Raw genomic sequence first — 23,863 nt, forward strand, 5'->3', positions numbered from 1 at the left:
TTAAGATTTCTTTTGTGTGCTGGCAAACAGCACTTTAAAGCCTTGTTGATCGGCTTTGGTTGTACATTGGCCAAAACTTTGCTCAATGAGTAATGGATAATTCAGAAAGCGGTTGGCAACAATCCACAACTCGCCATCCGATTTAAGATGGCGACGGGATGTTTTGCATAAATTTTCGCTGGCATTGTAATCTGTATGAATGCCTTGATGGAATGGGGGATTACTGACGATTGCGTGTAAAAACAGAGGAGCATCCTCAATTCCGTGTACCGCCTTAATCTCAAGTTGTTCTGGTAAAAGGTTATTTTTCTCAAAAGTCATTTTTGTTGAAGCGAGTGCAAAGGCATCGACATCCAGTGCAAAAATGCGATTTTTCGGATTTAACTTGGCCAAATAAGCACTGATTACACCTGCACCACAGCCAAAGTCTGCAATTTTTCCAGAAGTGACCTGTGAAAGATGAGGCAATAAAACCGCTGTGCCCACGTCTAGACGATTTTGACTAAACACACCCGGTAATGCGCAAATCTGTAATTCACCTTTCGGGGTTGGCACTGTATAGAGTTGTGCCCAATCAGCCAAAGGTTTTGCCGTTACGGTTTTTTCGGTGACTAACTGCCACATTTGACAATGTCGAGCGCTGTCTAATTTGAGGGTTTTGCCAAAAGGTTGCAGCTGTTTAGAAGCGCGTTCTACACCGCCTTTCTTTTCACCGACTAAAAATATCGATGCGCCTACGGCCAAACGGCTGACCAGTTGGTGTAGGACATAATTGAGTAGTTCTTTTGACTTTGGAACAAACACGATAGCTTGATCAAAAGCGACATCAGGCAAATCTGTACCAAAATGCACATCACTTTGTTGGTTTTGGAAATATTGTAATTCGTTAAAATTCCATGTCCAAAAATGTGGCTCTACAGCATCAATCAGCTGTGTATTTAATTCGTCACACGGTGCATTGACCAGTAAAACTGAACCAGAGAGAAATTCTTGCTGGCGAAGAACAACTTCACTTCGTGGATCCATTTTATATACTCCATTGTAAAAACGATGCCCAGACAGTGCTGGGCAAAGTGCATACTGAAATGAACAATTATTTCTTCGTTTCAGGAAGAATAATATTTAATAACAATGCTGCAATACCACCTGTCGCAACACCTGAACTGAAGATGTTACGGAATAATTCAGGTAAGTGTTCCAAAATTTGTGGAACTTGTGCAACACCTAAACCGAGTGCCAATGAAATGGCAATAATCAGTAGTGCGCGGCGGTCAAGATGAATACCTGACAGAATGTTAATTCCAGAAGCTGCTACAGCTCCAAACATCACCATCACAGCGCCGCCTAAAACAGCTTGAGGCACTGCCTGAATCACACCTGCAACAGCAGGGAGTAAACCTAGAATCACCAATAATGCGGCAATCCAGATGCCGACATAACGGCTCGCAACGCCAGTGAGTTGAATTACGCCATTGTTTTGTGCAAAGACCGAGCTAGGGAAGGTGTTGAAAATACCCGCAAGGAAAGAGTTTGCACCATTCACCAAGACACCACCTTTAATACGCTCCATCCATGTTGCACCATCGACAGGTTGGTTCGAGAGTTTAGAGGTTGCCGTAATATCACCAATCGCCTCTAAAGAGGTCACAAGGTAAATAAAGGCCATTGGAATAAACAAACTCCAAGAGAAGTCTAAACCAAAGTGCATTGGGGTTGGAATTTGAACCAGAGGTGCATCCTGAAGACCTGAAAAGTCGAGATGCCCCATAAAGCCTGCCAACACATAACCGACAATCAGTGCGATTAAAATAGCCGAACTTTTTACCCAAGTAATGCGAATACGGTTCAATATAATGATCAGTGCCAGTACTGTACAGGACATGATTAAGTTGTCTGCATTGGCAAAGGTATTGTTTGACATGGCTTGATAGCCACCACCCATGCTGATCAGACCTTCTTTAATGAGAGTCAAACCAATCAATAACACCACAATGCCTGTTACCAATGGGGTAATGAGCATTTTCACCCACGGCAGAATACGTGACACGCCCATTTCAATAAATGAACCTGCGATTACCACACCAAAAATTGCAGCCATGACGGATTCTACAGGAGTACCTGCAGCAACCATGGCAGAGCCAATTCCAATAATCGGGCCGATAAAGTTAAAACTGGTGCCCTGAACAATTAATAAGCCTGCACCAAAAGGTCCAACTTTTTTACATTGTAAGAAGGTTGCAATCCCTGAGATGACCAAAGACATGGATAAAATCATGTTGGTGTCTTCTTTCGACACACCAAGCGCTAGACAGATGAGTAAGCCCGGAGTAACAATTGGGACAATAATTGCAAGGAGATGTTGAAAGGCAGCAAGAAAAGCAATGATTGGGCGAGGGCGGTCGTTTAAACCATAGACCAAATCGAGTTGATCTGTTTGATTGGGAGAGAGATTTTGATCAGACATATGTCAAAGGGTGTTAGCAAGGTGGCGCTATTCTAATCGCTTTACACAGCTTTACAAAATTAATTACACACTACTTATCAAAAAAAATGAGTCTGTCAATAAACTGTCACTACTAAATTCTATTATTTTTCTGTATAATTTGCCCTCAAACTTTAGGCGTATCGAATTTACATGTCAGATATCAAAACTCTCCGCAACATTGCCATCATTGCGCACGTTGACCACGGTAAAACCACTCTAGTAGACAAACTTTTACAGCAATCAGGTGCACTTGGCGATCGTGCAGGCGAGATTGAGCGTGTCATGGATTCAGGCGCGATTGAAAGTGAACGTGGTATTACCATTCTTGCAAAAAACACTGCAATCAAATGGTTAGATGCACGTACCAATACAGAATACCGTATTAACATCGTCGACACCCCAGGACACGCGGACTTCGGTGGTGAAGTTGAACGCGTAATGTCTATGGTTGACTGTGTACTTCTTCTTGTTGACTCTCAAGAAGGTCCAATGCCACAAACTCGTTTCGTAACGCAAAAAGCGTTCGCACGTGGTTTGAAGCCAATCGTAATTATCAACAAAGTCGACAAGCCAAGCGCGCGTCCAGATTGGGTTATTGACCAAGTATTTGATTTGTTTGATAACCTTGGTGGTTCTGACGAACAGTTAGACTTCCCAGTTGTTTACGCTTCAGGTCTTCGTGGTGTTGCTGGTCCATCTCCAGAAGAACTTGCTGAAGATATGACTCCATTGTTCCAAACAATTGTAGACATTGTTGAGCCACCAGCAGTTGATGTTGATGGTCCATTCCAAATGCAGATTTCTTCACTTGACTATAACAGCTTCGTAGGTGTTATCGGTGTTGGTCGTATTCAACGTGGTTCAGTTGGTTTGAACACTCAAGTTACTGTAATTGATAAAGAAGGTAAGACTCGTAACGGTCGTATCTTAAAAATCATGGGTTACCACGGTTTAGAACGTGTTGATGTTGATTCTGCTCAAGCAGGCGATATCGTATGTATCACAGGTATTGATGAACTTCATATCTCTGACACAATCTGTGATCCGAAAAATGTTGAAGCTTTACCACCATTGTCTGTAGATGAACCTACAGTAACGATGACTTTCCAAGTAAACAACTCTCCGTTTGCTGGTAAAGAAGGTAAATTCGTAACTTCACGTAACATCCGTGAGCGTTTAGACCGCGAATTAATTCATAACGTAGCGTTACGTGTTGAAGACACTGATAGTCCAGACCGTTTCAAAGTATCTGGTCGTGGTGAACTTCACCTTTCAGTTCTTATTGAAAACATGCGTCGTGAAGGCTTCGAGATGGGCGTATCTCGTCCACAAGTAATCTTGAAAGAAGTTGATGGCGAAAAGCAAGAGCCATACGAAAACGTAACATTTGACGTTGAAGAACAGCACCAAGGTTCTGTAATGGAACAAATGGGTCACCGTAAAGGCGAAATGACGAATATGGAAGTTGACGGTAAAGGCCGTATCCGTATTGAAGCAACTGTTCCTTCACGTGGCTTAATTGGTTTCCGTTCTGAATTCTTGACCATGACTTCTGGTACAGGAATCATGACTTCAAGCTTCTCGCATTACGGTCCAATGAAACAAGGTACTGTTGCGAAACGTCAAAACGGTGTGTTGATTTCTATGGTTCAGGGTACTTGCCTTGGCTATGCATTGTTCACATTGCAAGACCGTGGTCGTCTATTTGCTAAACCTCAGTTAGAAGTTTACGAAGGTATGATCATTGGTATTAACTCTCGTTCAGATGACATGACAGTTAACCCAACTAAAGCAAAACAGTTAACAAACGTACGTGCTTCTGGTACTGATGATGCGTTGACTCTTGTTCCTGCTGTTGAATATACGCTTGAACAAGCGCTTGAATTCATTGAAGATGATGAGTTAGTTGAAGTAACACCTAAGTCAATCCGTATCCGTAAGCGTTACTTGACTGAAAACGAACGTAAACGTAACCGTTCTGGTAAATAAGTTTTAAAAATGATGTTGCCCCATGCGGGGCCGCGACATTTAAAAATGCCATCAATTTATTGATGGCATTTTTTTGTTTAAAATTAGCAAACAAATATATAAAAGCAGATGATTTCCGAGTAAATTACGTGGAAATGAAGCTATAAAATTAATGTATACTTCGTCACATAAATTAAAGTCAAAAAATAACTGGAGATTTAGATGAGTATTGTTCAAGAATTCCGCGAATTTGCGGTAAAAGGCAACATGATTGATTTGGCTGTCGGTGTAATCATCGGTGGTGCATTTGGTAAAATTGTCGATTCATTGGTGAAAGACATCATCATGCCATTGATTACTGTGATCACTGGCGGTGGTGTGGATTTCACACAAAAGTTCTTTGTTTTGGGGGACAACCCAAATAATTTACAGTCTTTAGATGAGTTGACCAAAGCTGGGGTGAACGTCCTGACTTATGGTAACTTCCTTACGATTTTAATTAACTTCATCATTTTGGCATGGGTGGTGTTCTTAATGGTGAAAATGATTAATCGTATGCGCCGTAAACAAGAAGAAGCAGCGCCAGAACCAGCAGCAACGCCAGAAGATATCGAGTTACTACGTGAAATTCGTGATGAATTGAAAAAACGTCAGTAATCGAACGGTTAAAATAAAACGGCACATCAAGTGCCGTTTTTTATGTCTGAGACTTATCGAAAGACTGGTTTTTGTACAATTTTGACTTTATGATGCGCGCTGATTGAATAGCTGTGGTGATGCCGAATGAATCAATTATTTGTCTATGGGACGCTCCGTCCAAATCATGAAAATGCCCATCTTTTAGAGCGTATAGGTGGAACATGGCAAAAAGGCTATGTGCATGGCGTGGTGCATATTTTGGATTGGGGACCTGACAAAGGCTTATTCGCCATTGTTTTAAATCCGCAAGCAGCAGCAGTTGAAGGATATTTTTTTAGCAGTGAAAAATTAACCGAACATTGGGATGCGTTGGATGAGTTTGAAGGGATACAGTATCAACGGGTGAGGGTACAAGGGATGTTGGAGTCAGGCGAACACGTTGATGCTTGGACATATGAGATGAAAGAGGCTTAATCAAATACAGTGTTCGTGATGTGCTTAGGCTTAAACACATCACACAACGCGCATGCTTCTAAAAATCCATACGGAATTTAATTTCTAGTAAATGAAAACCAAATTGGCTCTTGATGGGGCCATGTAGTACTTTTTCAGCTGCACTAAAAACCAATTTATCAATTACAGGCACCAGTTGGCCTTTTTTGACTTCACCCAGTTCACCACCGCGCTTAGCTGAATTACAGGTGGAATATTGCTTGGCAATTTTGGCGAAATCGGCACCATCGTGGATTTTCTTTTTCAGTTGTTCAGCGAGGTCTTTGTCTTTGACCAAAATATGACGAACAATGGCAGTTTTCATTTGGTTTTTCCTCGAGCTGTGGCTTTGGGCTTAGGTTGCACTTTTTTCAGCGGTTGGCATTCGGGACAAAATACAGAAGCACGCTGTCCCAGTTTAATGTTTTCAAGCGTAGTCTCGCAGTTCACACACATTTCACCTGCTCGGCCATAAGCCAATAAGGTTTGTTGAAAGTAACCATTTTCACCCATTGCGTTGGAATAGTCCCGCAGGGTAGAACCACCTAAATCGATGGCCTGCTGCAAAATACGTTTAATCTCGACCACCAATTTTTCAATTTGGCTGGGTGTTAAACTAGATGCCACTTGCGCAGGGTGTATGCCCAAATTAAACAAACTCTCTGTGGCATAGATATTTCCAACACCAACCACCACATGGTTATCCATGATTGCAACTTTTATGCCGACCTGTTTGTTTTTTAACTTTTGGCTTAAATATTCAGCGTTAAAATCAGCACTCAGCGGTTCAGGCCCAAGGGTATCGATTAACTTGGTTTGCGAATATTCATCCAGCCATAAAATACAGCCGAAGCGGCGTGGGTCATGATAGCGTAGCTCGACATCTTCAAAACGAATAATCAAATGATCGTGTTTACGCAGGGTTTCACCCACCTCACAAATACGGAAACTCCCTGACATGCCCAAATGCCAAAGCATCGTATCTTGTTCAAAAACGGCCAAAATGTATTTAGAACGGCGTTTGAGTTGAATTAAACGCTGTCCCACCAGTTTGTTGAGATCGGCGGGAATCGGCCAGCGCAGGCTCGACTGGCGAACTTCAACACTGAGCACTTGTTGATCTAATAACGGAGCTAAACTGGCTTTGGTGGTTTCAACTTCGGGTAATTCTGGCATGGCAACATGAGCTGATAAAACTTGAGGCTAATATTGCGGTGTACACGCGAGATTGCAAGTGATTTCAGCGAGAGGCTTGGCTTTAGCACATTTTTAGAAAGCTAAAGTGCGGGATTGTCTGTTGTGATCAGGAATCATCCTCTTTAAATAGCATTCTTGAATTGAGTGAAAACTGCCATGAATCACTCAAATCAAATCTTCTATTTATAGCTGTGGGCGATATTGATAACTTTTTTTTGACTTAATGATAAAAATTTTGCTGAGATCTTTATTTAAAAATTATGTACTTTTCATTAAATTTTTCATTTAAATGAAATGGATTGTTCTTCATTTTAGTTTGGGGCTTGGGTTTTATGCGACAGTTTTCTTTCTCTTTATTTGCAACAGCAATGTGTGCCTGGGCGACAGTGAGTCATGCGGAGCAGATGTTAGATGTACAGGGTCAGTATTTGTTTGGTGACTGGCAGGGAAAACGAACTGAATTGGCGCAAAAAGGCATTAAGTTTGAAGCCAATGCTTTAACAGATACCAACTATTTGGCGGATGGCGGGCATAATGCAGGTGCAAGCCCAAGTACCGCTTCGCAGTTTTGGTTAGGCACACAATTTGATTTAGAAAAGCTAGCCGGCTGGGAAGGGGTCACCATTCGTTTTGTTGCGACTGCGCGTCAAGGACAAAGTACCTCAATTCGAGATTTGCAATATCCTTCTGCACCGCAATTAGCCAATGTGCAAGCCACCTATGGCCGTGGAAACCAAGACAGCCGTTTATCTGAGCTTTCGATTGAAAAGCGATTTAAAGAACAAGGGCTCAGTGTCAAAGTTGGGCGACTGGGTTTGGGTTCTGATTTTGATGTGATGGCGTGTGATTTTGTCAGTAATGCCTTTTGTGCCGCGCAAATGGGGAAATGGCAGGGTAATATCTGGATGAATACGCCGGTTTCACAATGGGGTGGTCGTATTAAGTACCAACTGACCCCTGAAGTGACAACTCAAGTGGGTGTTTATGAATTCAATCCAGATAATGGCAATGGAAAAGCCGAAGGACAAGGTTGGAGCCTAGACACAGAGCATGCCGATGGTGTGACTATTCCTGTGGAAGTGATTTGGACACCGAAAGCACTGTTCAATGGTTTGGCGGGGAGCTATCGGGTTGGTGGGATTTATAACACCGCAGATGATCCGAATAACCAATATGACGTGGCTTATAGCAAAGGTGTGGTTGGCGAAGACCGGACATTTGCAGGATGGATTGCCATCGAACAGCAACTGACTTCAACGGGTGCAGGGCGCCAAGGTTTGCATAGTTTTGCCAACTTTACATGGCATGACCGCATCACCAATAAAGTAGACAACTCGCAACAAGTGGGGCTGAAATACATTGGGGTATTTGAACAGCATCCGACGGATATTGTAGGTTTGGGGGTGAATCGTGTACATCTGAATGAGCGATTCACTGCGGGGAAAGCACAGTATGATGCGAGCGCGGAATACAATATTGAACTGAACTATAGCTATAACGCTACGCCGTGGTTAATGTTACGTCCCAACATTCAGTATGTGGTCAACTCAGGTTCAAGCCATGTGGTGGATAATGCATTGGTCTTGGGGCTCGGAAGCCGCATTATTTTCTAAATGGATAGCCATAAAAGTGCAAAGGTTTGACAGCAGATTTGCACTTTTAGCGTTGAATGCAAGGCACTTTATTTGTTATAGATCATAGTGAGTACAGGGAGAGCGGTGATGCCATTATTATTTCAACCCATTCAATTTGGGGATCTAAACTTAACAAATAAAATCGTGATTGCGCCGATGTGCCAATATTCAGCCAATGATGCGGGTGAGCTGAGCTATTGGCATGAGCAACAATGGGCCAATTATGCTTTGTCTGGTGCGGGCTTATGTATTATTGAAGCGACAGCCGTACAAGCTGTGGGACGAATCAGTTTTGCGGATTTAGGGCTGTGGAATGATTTGCAACGTGCACAAATGAAGGCCTTGCTTCAAAAAGTCAAAACACTTTCACCAATGCCTTTTGCCATTCAACTGGCACATGCGGGGCGTAAAGCATCGACCGATCGTCCTTGGTCGGGAAAAGGTCAAATCAAACCGAATGAACCGCATGGTTGGCAAACGGTGTCTGCCAGTGATGTCCCCTTTAAGCCCGAAGAGCACGCACCACATGCTTTGAGTGTGGCGGAGATGCAAGACATCATCGATGACTTTGCCAGTGCAGCAGTACGGGCAGTAGATGCGGGCTTTGAGCTGATTGAGCTACATGCAGCCCATGGCTATTTGTTGCATCAGTTCATGTCACCGCTGTCGAACCGACGGACTGATGAATATGGCGGAAGTTTTGAAAACCGCATTCGATTTACCTTAGAAGTATTCCAAGCCATTAAACAAGCTGTTCCTGAAAATTATCCCGTAGGTATACGTTTATCTGCAACTGATTGGATGGAGTCGACCGCAACAGAGTAAGCGTCCGCTGAACCCCATGCCTATTTTTTAATTTGAGTTGGATTTCCAGCGATGTGGTAGTAATTCTTCTATTTGGGTCGCTTTATGCGTCGGCAGCCTTTTCAGCACATCACTGAGATAGGCATACGGATCCAACCCATTCAGCTTTGCTGACTGGATTAAAGTCATGATATTTGCCGCTCGCTGTCCACTGCGCAGCGAACCTGCAAACAACCAGTTCTTACGGCCCAATGCCCAGGGACGCATTGAGTTCTCTGCCCAGTTATTGTCAATGGGTAGATTGCCATCATCCAGATAGCGGCTTAAGGCTGGCCAACGCTTCAGACTGTAATTGATGGCCTTGGCGGTGGGAGAACTCGATGGCACCGTCAGATAATGTTGGTTGAGCCATTCACACAGTTGTTGCATCACCGGTTGGCTGTGCTGTTGTCGGTATTCGCGGCGGTGTTCTGCTGTACCATCGGTCTTTTTCCTGAGTTCTGCTTCTATCGCATACAGTTTCTGAATCATCAGTAATGCCTGTTCAGCGATCTGACTTTTCCCGGTCACATGTAGCTCATGGAATTTACGACGTGCATGCGCCATGCAGCCCACCTCTATGACATCGCCTGATTTAAAGCGTGCTTTATAACCACTGTAATCATCACAGACCAGATGGCCCTGCCAGCCATTCAGGAACTCTTCTGCATGCTGACCTGAACGGCTATCCTGAAAGTCATAGATCACCGCTTGAACTGGATTGTACTGTGTAGTGGCATAGGCCCAGACATAACCTTTCTTCGGTTTTTTCTCATCATCACCCATCCGCATGATGGTGACCGGCGTTTCATCGGCATGGATCACCCGCTGTTGCAGCACCACCTGTTTTAAGGCATTGGCCAGAGGTTCCAGTTCCACACCGCAGCGACCTATCCAGTCAGATAACGTTGATCTAGAAAGCTCGATTCCCGCCCGCTGATAGATCAGACGTTGACGGTACAGCGGTAAATGATCGGCATACTTCGATACCAGCACATGGCTGAGCAGTTCAGGTGAAGCAATGCCTTTATCAATCACATAGGCAGGCATCGCTTGCTGAGTCAGGGTGTCACACTGATCACAGACCCATTTGCCACGCACATGCTGTTCCTTATAGAACTGTGCCGGTCTGAAATGTAGTTTTTCACTGATATCTTCGCCGATACGACGCAAGGTGCAGCCACAAGCACATTGGGTTGATGTTGGTTCATGCTCGATACGGATGGTGTGTAGATGATCGGGCAGCAGTCGACGTTTAGGTTTGTTGACTGTGGCTTTGTGTGTCGCTGCATCAGTTTTATCTGCATTCAGCCGTTCCAGTTCCAGATCAACAGCGGCAATATCTTCTTCGACCGCTTCATCCCACAGATGGATTTGTTTTGCGGTGAGATGTTCGTTTTTACTGCCAAATTTGTGCTGTTTAAATAGTGCGAGCTCATGCTCGTATTTTTGCGTGAGAATGGAAAGATGTTGAACTTTGGCATCCAATTGCTGGTTTGATTTTTCTAATTCTTGATTTGATTGTGCCAAAGACTGATGCTGCATTGCCAACTGCCGGGTAAATTCCAGCAGTTGTTCATGGGTCAGTTGGCTTAAATCAGGCAGTGTATTCATGACCGCAGTATGCCTGAGGTCATGAGAAGAATGAAATAGAACGTTTGGAGAATAGCAGAATGGACCAAGCTAGTTTAGAGCATTGTGACCACTTGCTGTCGTCCAATGCGCTGCCAAGGCAAACCCTGGATCAGTGCCTGTAACTGTTCTGGGCTGAGGGCTACGCTTTCACCCTGGTGAACTTTAGCCCAGTGAAATTTTCCCTGTTCCAACCGCCGGGCACACAGCCAGATGCCCAGTCCATCATGTACCAGCACTTTCATGCGATGGCCACGTTTATTACAGAACAGGTAAGCACAATGCGGTTTGATGTAGCCAAAGGCTCTCACCACCTGAGCCATGGCCGTATCCATACCTGCACGCATGTCCATGGGCTGAGTAGACAACCAGATTTCATCGATACGGATCATGTTGTAAGTGCCTTGAGTAATTCTGCTAAAGCAGATATTTCTGATACTTGCCATTTCAAGCCAATTTCTGCTTTTGAGTGGGGTAAAGTAATTTGAACCGTTAACATGCCAGTAGGGATAGGATCTAATGGTGCGGAGCAAGATAAGGTAATAAATGCAGGTTTATTCGGTAGTAGTGAGCGATCATTCCCTGGCTTAGCATCAATTAAGCGAATCCATTTGGATACAAGATTTGTATTCAATCCATGTTGCAAAGCGACCGAAGCAATTGAAACCTCCGATGCTTTACACGCCTGAACGATCTGCTGTTTAAATTCAGCACTATATGTTCTTCGTTTTATCGTAAGAGATGCGATGGATGTCTGGTTATTTGTAGTCATAAATTTAAGTTCCCACTTGTTTTTAAGTCAGGACTAAATTAAGGCTTATAGGACGAATTCATAAGGTGTGTTCAGCGGACGCTTACGCAACAGAAAGTTGGGATATTGATTCAACGGTTGGGTTATCGAAAGCGTTAGAGCAACTCGGTGCGGCTTATATTCATGTTTCAAGTGGTGGCTTGCATGTGGAACAAGACATTCAGATTAAGCCCAAGTATCAAGTGCCTTTTGCCCATGCAGTGAAACAAGCGGTGAAAATTCCAGTCATTGCGGTGGGCTTGATTACAGAAGCTAAGCAGGCTGAACATATTTTAGAAGCGCAAGAAGCAGATGCAATTGGTCTGGCGCGTGCCATGTTGTATGACCCACGATGGCCGTGGCATGCCGCTGCAGAACTGGGTGGGAAAGTCTCTATCGCACCGCAGTATTTACGGTGTCAGCCACATGGGATCAAAGATTTGTTTTCTGCGTTCTAATCTCATAAGTGTTTTGCTTCGCCATTGGTCTTATAAAATATTTCAACTGAGTAAAGGTGTATCCTAGGATAGGTCTTTACTTACATCATCTGGAAAAGGAACAACTTGAATGATTTTTTCGGTAATTTTTCCAGTATTTTTCCTGCTCTTCCTCGGTTTTGCTTCTGTCAAAATCCAGTTGCTCGCTAAAGAGCAAATGACTGCAATCAGTGCTTTTGTCATCAAAATTGCGTTACCTGCTTTATTGTTGCACGCCTTAGCTTCAAAAGATTTGCATGAAATTTGGTATCCGTCATATTTTTATGTTTATGCAGCTGTGACCTTTGGCTTATTTATTACGGCTTTTATTTTAGGTCAAAAGCTGTTTAATAATCACTTTACCCATGCTGCAGTCTTTTCACTGGGTGCATCCATGTCCAATACGGGGTTATTGGGAGCAGCAATTTTGACGCTGCTGATGGGAAGTGAAGCGATGATTTATATTTCATTGGTGGTGATCATTGAAAGTGTATTTCTTGTGCCGCTGATGCTCACTCTGGCGGAAATAGGGCGACAAAGACAAGCCAATTTAGCCTCCATTTTAAAAACCACATTTCTCACTTTACTTAAAAATCCACTGTTTTTGTCGGTGATGATTGGTATGAGTTGTGCGATTTTCGAACTTCAAATTCCACATTTAATCGACCAAGTATTTGCGATGCTAGGTCAGACTGCTGCACCTCTAGCGCTCTTTATTATTGGTGGGGGCATGGTGGGGCTAACCATTCAATCGTTTAACTTACAAACCATTTATCTGGTGGGGTCTAAAAATATTTGTATGCCCATCTTGGTCTATTTAGGCCTGACTTATTTGACTGAGTTAGACCAAAAGATGATTTATGCAGGGACCTTGATTGCAGCTTTACCGATGCCCTCTCTATTTGGAATTTTTGGGCAAGTGTATGGCTTGAATGAAAAAGCACTAACTCCATTGATGATCAGTACGCTATTGAGTTTTGTGGTGGTTAGTGTCTTGATTGGTCTTTGGTGGTGAAAAAAATACTCTCAATTGAGAGTATTTTTTTGAAGAAGAGATTTATTTTTTGACCGCAGCTGTTGCAGCAGGGGCTTTGGCTTGATCGGCAATCATTTTATCAACCATCGCCAAAGATTCTTTGGCTTGCGGTACATTTTCTTTAGCTAAAGCGGTGAAAATTTTCTTCGCTTCAGGCAAGTTCTGCGGAATGATATTGCCATTGGCAAACATATTGCCTACGGCCATCAGGGCAGGAATGTAACCTTTTTTGGCTAAGTCTTGAATGCTGTTGAGACCTTTTTGAATGGGTGCTTCTTGTTTGTTTTTAAAGCCTGTGCTGATGTCGTACAGGGCTTGTGCATGAATGGCTTGATAGTTGCCTTTTTTCACCAAAGGCTCAAGTTTCTTAAGGGCTAACTTTTCAGACTCTGGTTTATTTTCAGAAAATAACAGCACGGCATATTCAACGGTTGCATCATCAAAGCCTAGTTTAGATGCGGCTTCAAAGTGTTGTTTGGCTTTGTTAATGTCTTGAGGCAAGCCTAAAGTACCAGTGACATAGTTTTTCGCAAGCACATAATGCGCAACAGGGTAGCCTTTGTTTGCAGCATCTTGATAGAGCTGAATGGCTTTCTTCTCATTCTTCGCTGTGCCTTGGCCAGTCTGAGTCAAATAAGCCAAGTTATACATGGCTTGTGGGTTGCCAGACTTTGCCAGTTTTTCTAAAGCCTGATATGCCCCCGCCATATTGTTGGCTTTAACCATTTCCTCAATCTTGGCAAATTCGGGGTTAATGGTATCTTGAGTGGAGGCTGCAAGTGCAAGCTGGCTAGAGAGTGCAATTAAGCTTGCAAGTACGAGTTTCTTCATGTTTTATAAACCTTTTTCTTACACATAAGTCCATCTATGTGTGTATTTGTTTTGAGTCATTTCACATCATAAGTTGAATTGTGTGAATGTAAATATCTGAATTGTGTCTTGGTCTTACAAATTTTCGTTGATTGTGTTGATCGGTATATCTTTTTCCAATACAACCCGCGTGCTATGCAGTGGAAAAGTCTGAAACGTGTTATTGGTATTTGTAGCGGATGAGCTTTGGGATTTATTAGGATTCTGGCTTGGATTCTGTTTAAATAGCGCTGAAAATGAGTAGTGAGTTCAGCATGTTTATTAAGTCAATTAAGCGAAATTATTTAAAAGTTTTGGCCGATGAGTCGATTCCAGATAGTGAAAAAATTGATGCCTTATTGATGAAATTGGGTGGTGAGTTTTTAGTGAGCAAAGATGACCGTGTATATATCTTTGAAAAAGACGGTGTGACCGCAAAATTTGATGCTAAACATGCACGAGACTTTTCATTTAAAGACTATCTCTGCAAAGACATGAATAAGCTGTTTCATGATTTTTGATGTTTAATATTCATTGAAGATGAGTGAACTATTAAATAAGGCTCTAAAAAGGGTTTAAGTCCTTGGGTGAGCCTTTTATCCAAGGACTGATGGTTGCTATAGAGTTCTAAAGCAACAATTTTTTTATGTCCTGTTTATACCCGAAGAACGAGCGTGAATGTCTTTACCCACTGTAAAGACGCTTGCAGTGGTCAGGCTAAAAGATAATATAAAATAATATTTGTATTTGAAGAGCCTATACGCTTTTCTAGCAAAAGTGTTTGACTATGTACTCATCATTCAAGTTATATCATATAAAAAAGAAGGTTACTTTTCATAAGATGAATCGAGACGTATCTAAAATGATAAAAATATTCTCAATCTTATTCATATGCTTAATTAGTTCAATGGCAGTTTTAGCTGGGCAACCAAATCTTGTTCCTCATCAAATCAACTTGAAAAATGGGAAGCGTTTTTCTCTCAATCTGCCAGCAAATTACGACATCATTCCTGCGGCTGAGGGTTTAAAACGTGTTCGTTTTTTTAGCAAAGCACCTGACGGTAGAATGTTTGTCACAGATATGCACGATTTGACCGATAATAATAAAGGCATCGTTTATATTTTGGATGAATGGAATGCTGAAACTGGGAAATTCGGTAAAATAATTCCTTATATGACAGGTTTGAAAAATCCAAATTCAGTCCAATTTTATACCGATTCTTCAGGGCAAGATTGGTTATATTTAGCTGAAACGCATCAGCTCACCCGACGGAAATTTACCCAAGGCGAAATTAAACCCACGGCCAAAGCTGAAGTTTTAGCGACTTTTCCTGATTATGGTTTAAGTTATAAATATGGTGGCTGGCATCTAACACGAACCATTGCCGTGGGTGGAAACGGGAAAATTTATGTTTCAGTCGGCTCAAGTTGTAATGCTTGCGTTGAAAAAGAAAAAGTTCGAGCGACAGTTTTAGAAATGAATCCCGATGGTTCGGAACAAAAGATTTATGCCACAGGCTTACGCAATGCTGTCGGTTTGAAATGGGTGGGTAAATTCTTATTTGCCACCAATCAAGGTGCGGATCATTTGGGTAAACATAAACCTGATGAAACTTTTTATGCACTCAAACGTGATGCAGATTATGGTTGGCCATCTTGCTATTCGTCGAATGGTAAAATTTTTGCAGACCCAAAATTTAAACGTCCAGCAGGATGTAAAAATGTACCGCCTCCTTATGCCTATTTCCCATCGCATTCGTCTGCACTTGGCTTTGACTATTTTGATCATCCAAATACGGATGACACCATTAAAAATTCTTCTTTGTACACGACAAAAAAAGATAACTCATTGAAATAATGGCATAATACTTGTTTTCTGAAGACGAATATGATGACACATTTCAATGAGTTATATCTCATCTTAAACAAATATCTAAAGTGGAACAAGTCACATGCAAAATGTTTTACACTGATTATGCTTGCATTAATTGTAAAACAGACATGTAATCTTTCTTCTGCATCTAAAGCCTTACCCATCAAGTGCTTACCACAATCATTTTATCGACGTATACAACGCTTCTTTGCAGGTCAGTATTTCGATTATCGTCAAATTTCTCAGTTAATTTTCAATATATTTTCATTTGATAAAGTCCAATTAACTTTGGATAGAACTAATTGGAAATGGGGAAAACGAGATATCAATATCTTGATGTTAGCCATCGTCTATCGTGGAATAGCGATACCTATTGTTTGGACATTGCTCAATAAACGTGGAAATTCAGATACAAAAGAGCGTATTGCTTTGATTCAACGCTTTATCTCCATTTTTGGTAAAGATCGTATTGTGAATGTGTTTGCAGACAGAGAATTTATCGGTGAGAAATGGTTTACATGGTTAATTGAAAATGACATTAACTTCTGTATACGTGTTAAAAAAACTTTATTGTGACCAATCACTTAGCCAAGAATCATAAAATTAGTGATTTATTTCGTCATCTTCAAGTTGGTCAAACTGAATGTCGTAAACGACGTATTTGGGTTGGTCGAGTGAAACTGTATATTAGTGCGCTACGATTAGAAGATGGAGAACTTTTACTTGTTGTTTCTCCTATGTTTAATGCTTCTGCTATTCGTGATTATGCATTACGCTGGGAAATCGAAACGTTATTTAGTTGTCTCAAAGGACGTGGATTCAATCTTGAAAATACTCGTTTAACAGACCCTAGACGAGTCAAGAAATTGATAGCAGTGCTAGCTATGGGTTTCTGTTGGTGCTATTTAACAGGTGAATGGCAACATGATCGGAAAAAAGCGATAAAAATAAAGAAGCATGGACGACTTTCAGTAAGTTTATTTCGCTACGGTTTGGACTATGTTCAAATGGCTATTCTACGTTTGATTGGTTTTGGAAAAAAAGAAGAATTTAAGAAAGTGCTAGCAATTTTAAGAAAGAAAAAGCCTGATAGGACAAGGGTCCTATGAAATTTGTCGTGTACAGAGAAAATTCTTTTTTAGTGGCTTTACATGGTTCTACGGATGCCACGATTGGTCATGGTTATAAAATTGTGATTATGCGTAAAGGGAAAAAACTTGAAACCTTTATGGATGGTTTTTTAGTGGGTAAAAATGTATATGGTCGACCTGCGGATATTTACCGTATAGATGCAAATTCATTTTATTTTTCAGATGATAAGGGCGGTGTGGTTTATTATGTGAGGAAGAAAGAGCCCTCATCGCTCTAAGTTAAAAAAAGCCCCTAAAACCAAGAATAAGTTTTAGAGGCTAATTTATCATAATAATATAAAATTTAAAGACTTAAGCAGGTCGTGCCACATCACCATTTAAGCGTTCTGGTAAGTCTAAAACCGTCACATCCAGCTCGCTCAACGACTCAGGACGTGCCACCACTAACGCGACATAACCGCTATCAATCGCAGCACTATTCACCACTTGAATACCTTTGTTCAACTGTTCAGCTTGCGCAGGCGCACTGCCTGTACCCTGAATTAAATGCAACCACGCTTTTGGTTTGGCTTTAAACCATAAACGCGCAATTACTTCCTGGCCCAAGTAACATCCTTTGTCATAGTGCACGCCTTCACGTTGGTGTAAACGTAGCTCTTGAGGTTGAAACACATGCTCAATCGCTTGGTCGATAAACGCTTCACCATGAGTAATGGCTTGCACTTGCCATGCTGCAATATCGGTAGGCTCAGCAGAGAAAGTGGTACGGTCTTGCGTGAATGTTGGAAAAACTGAACCCACAGGTTCAAGTTTCATTTTAGAGAAAGCACCAAACTTTTTAATGTGCTTGGCAAACTCTTCCGACTGGTCTTGAGTGGTGACAATCTCAAAGTGCTCTGGATTACGTTTTGTCAGCCACAAACCAAAGTGGATACGACCTTTCAAGTCACAAATGGCGGTGTATTGCGTTGTATTTTCAGCCAAAGCTTCAACGTTGACCGTCACTTGACCTTGTAAAAATTTGAGTGCATCTACACCAATTAAAGTGAAAGAGGAGAAAGCTAGATCGCTCATGAATTGCTCGCCTACCTTAAAATCTAATACTAAAGAATTAGGGCTATTTTCCGCTATTTTTCAGAAAAAATCATATTTAGAGTAAATATTTAAAAGTTAATGTAACTAAATATTTCAAAAACCCCTGTTTTTATACCTAAGTTTATGAAATATAAACGATTTGGGAAATGGGTTTTCGACAGTGTAGTATGCCTAGCAGACAAAGATGAATTGTCTAGTAAAGACAGTGAAGAAAAATGAAACACCAAAGGCAGGAACGCTATGAACAATAATCACCGCAAACCACTGCAAGGCACCCAGCTAGAATACTTTGATGTGCGAGAAGCCGTTGAACAGATTCAGCCAGGCGCTTATGCAAAACTTCCATACACCTCAAAAGTATTGGCTGAACAGTTAGTGCGTCGTTGTGATCCTGCCATTTTGGAGCAGTCACTAAAAGAACTGATTTTCTCAAAACAAGATCACGATTTCCCTTGGTATCCTGCACGTGTCGTTTGCCATGACATTCTTGGACAAACGGCATTGGTTGACCTTGCAGGTTTACGTGATGCCATTGCAGACCAAGGTGGTGACCCATCGAAAGTGAATCCTGTTGTGCCGACTCAGTTGATTGTCGATCACTCTCTTGCTGTGGAATTCGGTGGTTTTGATCCAGATGCATTTGAGAAAAACCGTGCCATTGAAGACCGCCGTAACGAAGACCGTTTCCACTTCATCGAATGGACCAAGACCGCTTTTGAAAATGTCGACGTGATTCCTGCGGGGAATGGCATCATGCACCAAATCAACTTGGAGAAAATGTCTCCTGTGGTGCAAAGTCGTGAAGGCGTGGCATTCCCAGATACGTGTGTCGGTACAGACTCACACACACCACATACCGATGCGCTTGGTGTGATTTCGATTGGTGTCGGTGGTTTAGAAGCTGAAAATGTGATGCTCGGTCGTGCATCTTGGATGCGTCTTCCAGACATTATCGGGGTTGAGTTTGTTGGACAACGTCAAGCGGGGATCACAGCAACCGATATCGTTTTAGCATTGACTGAATTCTTACGTAAAGAACGTGTAGTCGGTGCGTACCTTGAGTTCTTTGGTGAAGGTGCGGACAGCATGTCAGTGGGTGATCGTGCCACGATTTCCAATATGACACCTGAATATGGCGCAACTGCGGCAATGTTCTATATCGACCAAAACACCATTGATTATTTAACCCTGACAGGTCGTGAAGCTGAGCAAGTTGCACTCGTTGAAAACTATGCCAAAGAAATTGGTCTTTGGGCATCGGATATGAAACAAGCGGAATATCCACGTGTACTGCGTTTCGATCTTTCAACGGTAACACGTAATATTGCAGGCCCATCAAACCCACATGCTCGTGTTTCTACGGCTGATTTAAAAGAAAAAGGCATAGCAGGTGTGGTTGAAAACCGTACCGATGGTTTAATGCCTGATGGTGCTGTGATTATTGCCGCAATTACGTCGTGTACCAATACATCAAACCCACGTAATACCGTTGCCGCAGGTTTATTGGCACGTAAAGCCAATGAATTGGGCTTAACCCGTAAACCTTGGGTGAAATCATCTTTTGCACCGGGTTCCAAAGCTGCTGCTTTATATCTTGAAGAAGCAGGCGTATTGGATGACTTAGAAAAACTCGGTTTTGGTATTGTGGCCTATGCATGTACCACCTGTAACGGGATGTCTGGTGCTTTAGACCCTAAACTACAACAAGAAATTATTGACCGTGACTTGTATGCAACTGCGGTACTTTCGGGTAACCGTAACTTCGATGGTCGTATCCATCCTTATGCAAAACAAGCATTCTTGGCATCACCTCCGCTCGTTGTAGCGTATGCGATTGCAGGAACGATCCGTTTTGACATCGAAAAAGATGCTTTGGGTCATGATAAAGAGGGTAATCCAATTTACTTGAAAGACATCTGGCCATCAGATGAAGAAATTGATGCTTTGGTCAAAGAAGCGGTGAAACCTGAACAGTTCCGTAAAGTGTATATTCCAATGTTTGACTTGGGGGTTACTGAAAAAGCAGCAAGTCCGCTATATGACTGGCGTCCACAAAGTACTTATATTCGCCGTCCGCCGTATTGGGAAGGGGCTTTGGCTGCGCCACGTACACTGGCAAATATGCGTCCGCTTGCCATCTTGCCTGATAACATCACTACGGATCATTTGTCACCATCGAATGCAATCATGATGGATTCGGCAGCAGGCGAATACCTACATAAAATGGGTGTACCTGAGGAAGACTTTAACTCCTATGCAACGCACCGTGGTGACCACTTGACTGCACAACGTGCAACCTTTGCTAACCCGAAACTGTTTAATGAAATGGTGGTTCGTGCGGACGGTACGATCAAGCAAGGTTCGAAAGCACGTGTTGAGCCTGAAGGCGAAGTAATGCGTATGTGGGAAGCGATTGAAACCTATATGAATCGTAAGCAACCGTTGATCATTATTGCAGGTAAGGACTATGGTCAAGGTTCTAGCCGAGACTGGGCTGCAAAAGGTGTACGCCTTGCTGGTGTTGAAGCGATTGTGGCGGAAGGTTTTGAGCGTATTCACCGTACTAACTTAGTGGGTATGGGCGTGTTACCGCTTGAGTTTAAAGCGGGTGTTGACCGTAAAACTTTAGGTTTGGATGGTACTGAACTTTATAGCGTGATTGGTAATATCGCACCGCGTTCGACGTTAACTTTAGTGATTGAACGTGCGACGGAAGATGGTAAGAGTGAAATCGTTGAAGTGCCTGTAACCTGTCGCCTAGATACTGAAGAAGAAGTGTCTGTATATGAAGCGGGTGGTGTATTGCAACGCTTTGCACAGGATTTTTTGGAAGGGAATGTAGCGTAATATTTACAGCTAAAAGTAATTGATATTATTGTAAAAAGACCCTACATTTATGTGGGGTTTTATTTTGATACTCACTATATGAAAAATATGTTTAAACAATACAACTACTTTTATACTCAAGAAGAATATAAAGATATTTGGGAAAATGCATTATTTGTTTTTGATACTAATACACTGTTAAATTTATATAGATATCAAGAAGATACTAGGGATGAGTTTTTAAAGGTTTTAGGGATAATCTCGGATAGGATTTGGATTCCTTATCATGTAGCTTTAGAGTTTCAGAGAAATAGACTAATAGTAATTTCTGAACAAAAAGAATTATTTGCAAAAACAAAAAAAGCTTTAGAAGGTACTGAAAAAGCTCTAAATGTAGAGTTTGAAAAGCTAAAATTGAAAAAAAGACATTCACAAATAAATATTAGACTTCCTTCATAAATCATTTTTCAATCAATTTAATTGTTTATATTTCACCCAATCTAAATTGTATATGCCAGCAAGTAAATTAAACCGCAGGTTTAATCGTTTACGACGATTTCTATATACACAAGATAAAATCTTAAAACATTTCATCCTTCCAAATACATGCTCTACTTGAATTCGTCTACGACCAATCTCTCTATTTAACTTTTTTAATTCAGAATCTAGTTTTTCAGTTTTCTTTGCTTTAGATGGCATGAGGCGTAAGCGTCCGCTGAACCCCATGTCTATTTTTTAATTTGAGTTGGATTTCCAGCGGTGTGGTAGCAATTCTTCTATTTGGGTCACTTTATGGGTCGGCAATCTTTTCAGCACATCACTTAAATAGGCATACGGATCCAGCCCATTCAGCTTTGCTGACTGGATTAAAGTCATGATGTTTGCCGCTCGCTGACCACTACGCAGCGAACCTGCAAATAACCAGTTCTTACGTCCCAACGCCCAAGGCCGCACCTGGTTGTCGGGTAGTCAGACGCAGTTACCTACGTCCAACCCCCTAAGAACCGTGCATGCGAGTTTCCCAGCACACGGCTCAAGCCTCTGCTAAGGCGCCATTCGGCACCCGGTTATACATCGTTGACATTGGCAAACTGAACACTCCTCGGACAATACAGATGGTAAATCTCAAGATTAGCAACTGCATCCGTTCCACCATGACTTAGCTTCACAATATGACGGCTGTGCCATGGTGTATCTTTGGTGACTGGTTTAAGACAGGCGCAGCAGCGACCACCTTGTTTTAGCCACACCCGATACAGCTTGGCTCGCCCCTTTGCGGAGACCAGCATTCTTTTACCCCATCGGGATTCGAAGTACTCATCCCATGCGGGGTCATGAGGGTTAGCAGCAGCCTTGATCTTGATATGTCGCACAATTGGCGTGTCCGAGGCAGACACTAATGTGTATTGTCGCTTCCGACCATCGGCGGACTGTTCATCACATGAGAACACCCATCGACGCGCTCCTTGTACTTTGAAATACCGATCTTTGACCCATCGGAGTGTCTTGCGAGGGTGGCGACGTACAGCCCATCGCCAGAGCATTTCCCACACTGCGTTGTCTACCTGGTTGAAAACCTTCTTGGCAACGACATGACTATGATAGTTGGCCCAACCCCTTAGAATCGGGTTGAGCAAACCGATCAAAGTGGCCTGTCGTGTCGCTTTGTTTGCATTGATTAATGCTCGCAGCTTGTCAAGATGAGCGCTGATGTTTGCCTTTGACGGCTTGATCAGTAGCTTGCCGTTGTACTTACGTACGTTCCAGCCAAGAAAATCGAACCCGTTCCCTATGTGCGTGATTTTGGTCTTTTCCTGAGAGAGCACGAGACCGCGCTGCGCCAGAAATTCAACCACGGCAGGACGAACTTCATTTTCGAGCCACTCTTTAGAATACCCCGTGATGATGAAATCATCCGCATACCGTACCAGTTGCAGCTTTTTGCCTGTCCATTTGGCGTTAGAGAACCTCTTCGCCAGCATCGTTTCCAGTCCGTCCAAGGTCATGTTGGCCAGCACCGGGGAGATAATACCTCCTTGCGGTGTTCCGGAAAGACTGGGAAACAGCTTGCTTTGGTAGACGTAACCGGCTTTGAGCCATTTCCGTAGAATCACCTTGTCCATTGGGAGGTTGGCGATCATCCAGTCATGGCTGATATTGTCGAAACAGCCTTGAATGTCACCCTCTAGCACCCACTCCGCACTTACTTTTCTTGACAGCACACCAAAGCACTGTGCTGCAGCATCCGCGGTTGAGCGTTGCGGTCTGAACCCATAAGAGTTCCGATCAGCGATGGTCTCCGCGATGGGTTCCAAAGCCAGCAGATGGAGCGCCTGCATGGCCCGGCATTTCATCGTGGGTATCCCGAGAGGTCTCATCTTGCCATTTTTCTTCGGAATAAGGACTCTCCGAAGCGGAAGGGGCGTGTAACCTCGCCTCTTCAACGACATCATCGCACCGGTCTTGGCCTTGGGTGTATTCCAAGTCACCTTGTCGACCCCAGCCGTGTTTTTGCCTTTGTTTTCAGACACTCGTTTGACGGCCAATGCTTTGCCACTAAACGAGTGAGTCAGCAGCCATTGCAAAGCTTTCGCCTTGTTATGCCTGCCGTCTTGTACCGCCTTCACAATACGCGCTTGCAGCCCTCTGACATGACGCTGTACAGCAATCCAATCGATGCTGTCCCACGATGTGCTGGAAGGTGCACACGCTGATACTGCTGCATTCATTTGCTCTCCCTCCATTAAAAGGGTTCTACACACTCTCTTGTGATGAGAGACCATAAGGACGTCAGCCCGCTTTCGCGTGGGGTAATGTTTCAACCTCTATCCAACCCATTACAGACTGGCATTCGCTTTTTCCTCGTTCCTTCGCCCGCATCACCATGGGCAGTTTTTGCAAACTGCTTTCCCAATGGGAGTAATACGGGATTTCCAC

The 23,863-nt window shown here is 42.8% G+C and carries 20 protein-coding genes and 5 pseudogenes; 13 read left to right on the forward strand and 12 right to left on the reverse strand.

Annotated features, from left to right (window positions below; translation table 11 throughout):
- Entirely contained in the window at positions 1 to 1,026 is a 1,026-nt protein-coding gene (locus tag AC4CU3_RS12405; RefSeq protein WP_419276892.1) for a methyltransferase, read from the reverse strand.
- A gap of 67 nt (positions 1,027 to 1,093) precedes the next feature.
- Positions 1,094 to 2,464 carry a uracil-xanthine permease family protein gene (locus tag AC4CU3_RS12410; protein ID WP_195728246.1) on the reverse strand — a complete coding sequence of 457 codons (1,371 nt, stop codon included), beginning with the start codon at positions 2,462 to 2,464 and terminating at the stop codon, positions 1,094 to 1,096.
- A 171-nt stretch (positions 2,465 to 2,635) separates the two neighbouring features.
- Here AC4CU3_RS12410 and typA point away from each other — a divergent pair, with 171 nt between their 5' ends.
- From typA to AC4CU3_RS12425, 3 genes are all read left to right on the forward strand, one after another.
- Positions 2,636 to 4,474, forward strand: coding sequence for a translational GTPase TypA (gene typA, locus AC4CU3_RS12415; protein ID WP_004695169.1), 1,839 nt, complete (start codon positions 2,636 to 2,638; stop codon positions 4,472 to 4,474).
- A 201-nt stretch (positions 4,475 to 4,675) separates the two neighbouring features.
- Positions 4,676 to 5,110, forward strand: coding sequence for a large conductance mechanosensitive channel protein MscL (gene mscL / locus AC4CU3_RS12420; RefSeq protein WP_126037829.1), 435 nt, complete (start codon positions 4,676 to 4,678; stop codon positions 5,108 to 5,110).
- A 126-nt stretch (positions 5,111 to 5,236) separates the two neighbouring features.
- Positions 5,237 to 5,566, forward strand: a complete 330-nt coding sequence (locus tag AC4CU3_RS12425; protein ID WP_279043890.1) for a gamma-glutamylcyclotransferase family protein — start codon at positions 5,237 to 5,239, stop codon at positions 5,564 to 5,566.
- 58 nt (positions 5,567 to 5,624) lie between these two features.
- On the opposite strand, the gene AC4CU3_RS12430 is transcribed toward AC4CU3_RS12425, so the two are convergent.
- Together AC4CU3_RS12430 and mutM are read right to left on the reverse strand one after the other, a co-directional pair.
- Positions 5,625 to 5,909: a peptidylprolyl isomerase gene (locus tag AC4CU3_RS12430; protein ID WP_004695176.1), complete on the reverse strand. Its 285-nt coding sequence runs from the start codon at positions 5,907 to 5,909 to the stop codon at positions 5,625 to 5,627.
- Positions 5,906 to 6,760, reverse strand: a complete 855-nt coding sequence (gene mutM, locus AC4CU3_RS12435) for a bifunctional DNA-formamidopyrimidine glycosylase/DNA-(apurinic or apyrimidinic site) lyase (protein ID WP_279043889.1) — start codon at positions 6,758 to 6,760, stop codon at positions 5,906 to 5,908. Before mutM ends, AC4CU3_RS12430 begins: the two co-directional genes overlap by 4 nt.
- Positions 6,761 to 7,113: 353 nt before the next feature.
- On the opposite strand from mutM, the gene AC4CU3_RS12440 reads away from it, so the two are divergent.
- Together AC4CU3_RS12440 and AC4CU3_RS12445 are read left to right on the forward strand one after the other, a co-directional pair.
- Positions 7,114 to 8,394 carry a carbohydrate porin gene (locus AC4CU3_RS12440; protein WP_279043888.1) on the forward strand — a complete coding sequence of 427 codons (1,281 nt, stop codon included), beginning with the start codon at positions 7,114 to 7,116 and terminating at the stop codon, positions 8,392 to 8,394.
- A 108-nt stretch (positions 8,395 to 8,502) separates the two neighbouring features.
- A pseudogene (locus AC4CU3_RS12445) lies at positions 8,503 to 9,222 on the forward strand (oxidoreductase); the annotation flags it as partial.
- Positions 9,223 to 9,267: 45 nt separating this feature from the next.
- On the opposite strand, the gene tnpC reads toward AC4CU3_RS12445, so the two are convergent.
- The 3 genes from tnpC to tnpA all read right to left on the reverse strand — a co-directional run bounded on the left by tnpC (position 9,268) and on the right by tnpA (position 11,662).
- Positions 9,268 to 10,872, reverse strand: a complete 1,605-nt coding sequence (gene tnpC / locus AC4CU3_RS12450; protein WP_004684361.1) for an IS66 family transposase — start codon at positions 10,870 to 10,872, stop codon at positions 9,268 to 9,270.
- Positions 10,873 to 10,946: 74 nt separating this feature from the next.
- Positions 10,947 to 11,282, reverse strand: coding sequence for an IS66 family insertion sequence element accessory protein TnpB (tnpB, locus tag AC4CU3_RS12455; protein ID WP_004642106.1), 336 nt, complete (start codon positions 11,280 to 11,282; stop codon positions 10,947 to 10,949).
- On the reverse strand, positions 11,279 to 11,662 hold the full coding sequence (gene tnpA, locus AC4CU3_RS12460) for an IS66-like element accessory protein TnpA (RefSeq protein WP_004684363.1): 384 nt from the start codon (positions 11,660 to 11,662) through the stop codon (positions 11,279 to 11,281). Before tnpA ends, tnpB begins: the two co-directional genes overlap by 4 nt.
- A 92-nt stretch (positions 11,663 to 11,754) precedes the next feature.
- On the opposite strand from tnpA, the pseudogene AC4CU3_RS12465 reads away from it, so the two are divergent.
- Together AC4CU3_RS12465 and AC4CU3_RS12470 are read left to right on the forward strand one after the other, a co-directional pair.
- Positions 11,755 to 12,138, forward strand: a pseudogene (locus tag AC4CU3_RS12465) (oxidoreductase); the annotation flags it as partial.
- Positions 12,139 to 12,247: 109 nt separating this feature from the next.
- The gene (locus tag AC4CU3_RS12470; protein WP_279045347.1) at positions 12,248 to 13,171 is read left to right on the forward strand and encodes an AEC family transporter; all 924 of its coding nucleotides are present in this window, start codon (positions 12,248 to 12,250) and stop codon (positions 13,169 to 13,171) included.
- Positions 13,172 to 13,213: 42 nt separating this feature from the next.
- Here the strand turns inward: AC4CU3_RS12470 and AC4CU3_RS12475 are convergent, their stop codons facing one another.
- The gene (locus AC4CU3_RS12475; RefSeq protein ID WP_279045346.1) at positions 13,214 to 14,023 is read right to left on the reverse strand and encodes a tetratricopeptide repeat protein; all 810 of its coding nucleotides are present in this window, start codon (positions 14,021 to 14,023) and stop codon (positions 13,214 to 13,216) included.
- A gap of 293 nt (positions 14,024 to 14,316) precedes the next feature.
- Between AC4CU3_RS12475 and AC4CU3_RS12480 the strand changes: the two genes are divergently transcribed.
- From AC4CU3_RS12480 to AC4CU3_RS12495, 4 genes and pseudogenes are all read left to right on the forward strand, one after another.
- Positions 14,317 to 14,562, forward strand: coding sequence for a hypothetical protein (locus AC4CU3_RS12480; RefSeq protein WP_490738258.1), 246 nt, complete (start codon positions 14,317 to 14,319; stop codon positions 14,560 to 14,562).
- A gap of 341 nt (positions 14,563 to 14,903) precedes the next feature.
- Positions 14,904 to 15,866 (forward strand): annotated as a pseudogene (locus tag AC4CU3_RS12485) (PQQ-dependent sugar dehydrogenase); the annotation flags it as partial.
- Positions 15,867 to 15,932: 66 nt separating this feature from the next.
- Positions 15,933 to 17,023 (forward strand): IS4-like element ISAba33 family transposase gene (locus tag AC4CU3_RS12490; RefSeq protein ID WP_155115347.1). Its coding sequence is split into 2 segments (ribosomal slippage): positions 15,933 to 16,473 and positions 16,473 to 17,023, totalling 1,092 coding nucleotides; the frame shifts between segments, so codons are not numbered across the junction.
- Between the two features lie 17 nt (positions 17,024 to 17,040).
- A pseudogene (locus tag AC4CU3_RS12495) lies at positions 17,041 to 17,283 on the forward strand (glucose/sorbosone dehydrogenase); the annotation flags it as partial.
- Positions 17,284 to 17,356: 73 nt separating this feature from the next.
- On the opposite strand, the gene ygfZ reads toward AC4CU3_RS12495, so the two are convergent.
- On the reverse strand, positions 17,357 to 18,079 hold the full coding sequence (ygfZ, locus tag AC4CU3_RS12500) for a CAF17-like 4Fe-4S cluster assembly/insertion protein YgfZ (RefSeq protein WP_279045340.1): 723 nt from the start codon (positions 18,077 to 18,079) through the stop codon (positions 17,357 to 17,359).
- A gap of 261 nt (positions 18,080 to 18,340) precedes the next feature.
- Here ygfZ and acnD point away from each other — a divergent pair, with 261 nt between their 5' ends.
- Positions 18,341 to 20,947, forward strand: coding sequence for a Fe/S-dependent 2-methylisocitrate dehydratase AcnD (acnD, locus tag AC4CU3_RS12505; RefSeq protein WP_201952348.1), 2,607 nt, complete (start codon positions 18,341 to 18,343; stop codon positions 20,945 to 20,947).
- Positions 20,948 to 21,025: 78 nt separating this feature from the next.
- Positions 21,026 to 21,385 carry a PIN-like domain-containing protein gene (locus AC4CU3_RS12510; RefSeq protein ID WP_490738259.1) on the forward strand — a complete coding sequence of 120 codons (360 nt, stop codon included), beginning with the start codon at positions 21,026 to 21,028 and terminating at the stop codon, positions 21,383 to 21,385.
- A gap of 12 nt (positions 21,386 to 21,397) precedes the next feature.
- On the opposite strand, the gene AC4CU3_RS12515 is transcribed toward AC4CU3_RS12510, so the two are convergent.
- The 3 genes and pseudogenes from AC4CU3_RS12515 to ltrA all read right to left on the reverse strand — a co-directional run bounded on the left by AC4CU3_RS12515 (position 21,398) and on the right by ltrA (position 23,655).
- Positions 21,398 to 21,652: a transposase family protein gene (locus AC4CU3_RS12515; RefSeq protein ID WP_490738260.1), complete on the reverse strand. Its 255-nt coding sequence runs from the start codon at positions 21,650 to 21,652 to the stop codon at positions 21,398 to 21,400.
- 9 nt (positions 21,653 to 21,661) lie between these two features.
- Positions 21,662 to 21,889 (reverse strand): annotated as a pseudogene (locus AC4CU3_RS12520) (transposase domain-containing protein); the annotation flags it as partial.
- 104 nt (positions 21,890 to 21,993) lie between these two features.
- The gene (gene ltrA, locus AC4CU3_RS12525) at positions 21,994 to 23,655 is read right to left on the reverse strand and encodes a group II intron reverse transcriptase/maturase (RefSeq protein ID WP_005167203.1); all 1,662 of its coding nucleotides are present in this window, start codon (positions 23,653 to 23,655) and stop codon (positions 21,994 to 21,996) included.
- Positions 23,656 to 23,863: the final 208 nt, after the last annotated feature.

The sequence above is a fragment of the Acinetobacter sp. 802_lipA genome, from assembly GCF_058242885.1.